Below are 2,813 nucleotides of genomic sequence, written 5' to 3'. Positions count from 1 at the left end.
GTCATATGGGGAGTCAGGACGAGTTTTGAATTGTCGCTGAAATTGGCCTGGAGCCTTTCTTCCGGCAGGTCGATCCGGTAGCCGGCAACGCGGGGAAAGATTATTTCGAGAGCGGCGCGGTCGCGCTGGGCCGCCACGCGCGTCAACTTCTTGGGTGGAGTGACCGGTGCAACTTGCGGCTTGGCCGTGAAGTCGAACGGTATGCCCATGATGTCGGCATACTCGACGTTGAACAGCCCGTCATTGTTCAGGTCATAGGAATAGCGGCGCAGGCCGCGCCCGACCACCTGCTCGCAAAGTAGCTGCGTGCCGAAAGCGCGAACGCCCAGGATGTGGGTAACGGTGTTGGTATCCCACCCCTCTGTCAGCATCGCGACGGACACCACGCAGCGCACCTGCTCACCGAGCCGTCCCTTCTTGCCAACGGTGTTCATGACTTCGCGCAGGAGGTCGGAGTCGGAAAGCTCGCCGACCTGGCCCGCGCCTTCACGCTGGGCGATCTCGCGCTTGTATTGCTCGATCTCGAGCGCAGCGGCGCGGCGGAAGTCCTCGTCGAGCGCCTCACCGGATTCGAGTTGCTTGCTGTCGATCAGGAGGGTATTCGGTCGCGCGAGCCGGTTGCAGTGTTCATCGAAATTGCTGAAAAGGGAAAGGTGGCCGTGATGGATGGTGCGCAGCTCCTCACTGTCCTCGGCCACGGGGCGCTGCCACCCGGATATCCACTCGTAGACGAGCTTCGACGCGGACGTGTTGTTGCAGACGACGATGAAGACCGGCGGCGAATCGATGCCTGCCGTTCGCCATTTCTCGAACGTCTCCTGATAGTGGTTGTAGAGCGCGACCAGCGCGGTTTGCAGCTTTGCGGGGAGCGAGTTGGGGTCGAGCTCGCCCTGGCCCTTGCCGCGCCCCTTCTTGGGCATGTCGTCGCGGATGTGTTCCCACAGGTCGCGGAAGACCGGTACTTCCGCTTCGGGAATGTTGTCGGCGGTCGGGACGCGCGGGAGTTTGACGATGCCGCACTCGATTGCATCCATCAGCGAAAAGTCGCTGATCGTCCACGGGAAAAGAGTGCCCTCCGCGTAGCCGGAGCCGCGCAGAAAAAATGGCGTCGCCGAGAGGTCGTAGACGGCGCGGACACCCAGCTTTCGCTTGAACATTTCGATGCCGTTGATCCAGAGCCGCGCGGCCTCGTTGTCGCTCTGGGCTTCCTTCTTGTCGTCGCCCTTGAGGTCTTCGATGTCCTCGTTTTCCGGCTTTTCGCGGTAGCAGTGGTGCGCCTCGTCGTTGATCACGACGATGTTCTTGAGGCCCATCAGTTCCTCGGCCACGCGCCGGATCATCTGGCCCTCGGTTTCCTTGGTCACGATGGGTGCGTGACGGCCCTGCAGGAGCGAGCGCCCGACCTTGTTCACCTCCAGCACGTCCCGCAGGGCGAGCGCGTGGTAGTTGGTGATGACGATCTTGGCCTTGGCGATGTCGTCGAGCATGTCGCCGGGCACCAGCTCGCGGGCGCGGTAGTAGCTTTCGAGGTCACTGGGTAACAAGACCCGCAGGCGGTCCTTGATGGTGATGCCTGGCGCGATGACGAGAAAGCCGCGCGAGAAGTGATTGCTGGCAGGGGAGCGGACCGCATTGATCGCCTGCCAGGCAATCAGCATTGCCATAACAGTCGTCTTGCCGGCACCGGTCGCCATCTTCATCGCAAGACGGACGAGCTCGGGGTTGGCCTGCTCGTTGGCGCCGAGGACATGTTCCCAGATGGCGGAATGCTGCTTCCTGCTCCTGGCGACTTCTGTCAGCCAGATGATGGTTTCGACCGCCTCCAACTGGCAGAAGAAGGGCCTTACGCCCTGGAATTCATGGCTGCGCCAATAGGTCAGGAGGCGCGCCGTCGCGGGAGTGACACCCCAGGACGAGGGCGGCAGCTTTCGCCAGGCGCCCACGTGCAAGCGTATCTCGTTGATGATCGGCGTCGGGTTGTATTCCTGCTCCTCGGTCGAAAGTCCATCGTCGGCGCGCAGATCGAGGCTGGCCTGATCGGCGTTCCGGCGCTTCTTCTTGCGCGGCTTGGGAACCGGGGTAATCAGCTCGGACTGACGCCGCCCGTCGCGCGGCGGCTCGTTGAGCGGCTGACCCTCGGCATCCAAGGGGTGGTGCCGGGTGGGCTCCTCATAAGGGGAATTGAGGATCGGTTGCTCGAAGAAGGGGCTGGTCTGCTGCGCCATAGTTTTATGGACGCCCCTTCATTGAGTGGAGGCCTCCTACCTTAAGTTGTTGTCTTTATGAGCAATATGGCATAGCAAGCCGTTCATTCCAAGAAGTCCCCTCGCCGCATCCTCAAAGGATGCGGAGACCGTCACAACGTCATCGCGTCCCGCTGTCGCGCCCTCGAGAGAGCCAAGAGACTCCGCGCGATCCACTCGCGATCGGTCAGAGGTTGCTCGAAGCTGTCTGTGAACTTGACTACATCGGCGGCCAGACTGCGGTCACCGTGTTGAATCAAGGTGGCGGCAGCGGCTCGCCAACCGCGCAGAACTGCGGCACGCGTCGAGAGCAGTGTCCGCTTGCCTGGCTCCGGCGGCAGGCCGCGGCTGGCAACCATCTCCGTCGCCACGTCCTGGGCCCGCGTCCGAGTGTGTGTGGATTCGCGTCGCTGGCGCGCGCGATAGATACCGTCCTTCATGGACTTCCGACTCTCGCCCCGTACCGCGCGCTCGGTGGCATTGGCGGGCACGCCCAAGTCCCGCAGTTGCTGCGCGAACTGCGAGCGCCAGTGGCGCAAAGTGGCCTTCCTGATGTTGAGGCGCAGCCCG

Annotated in this window: 2 protein-coding genes; both read right to left on the bottom strand. The window is 62.7% G+C overall.

Annotated elements, in window-relative coordinates; all coding sequences use genetic code 11:
- Positions 1-2,225 (bottom strand): DEAD/DEAH box helicase family protein (locus KDH09_15955; GenBank protein ID MCB0221193.1); only part of this gene is annotated, 2,225 nt, incomplete at its 3' end.
- 131 nt (positions 2,226-2,356) lie between these two features.
- Positions 2,357-2,813 (bottom strand): hypothetical protein (locus tag KDH09_15950; protein MCB0221192.1); only part of this gene is annotated, 457 nt, incomplete at its 5' end.

It is taken from the genome of Chrysiogenia bacterium, from assembly GCA_020434085.1.
Lineage (GTDB): Bacteria > JAGRBM01 > JAGRBM01 > JAGRBM01 > JAGRBM01 > JAGRBM01.
The sequence above is the reverse complement of the archived record's forward strand: the minus strand, read 5'-3'. Positions and strand labels throughout refer to the sequence as shown.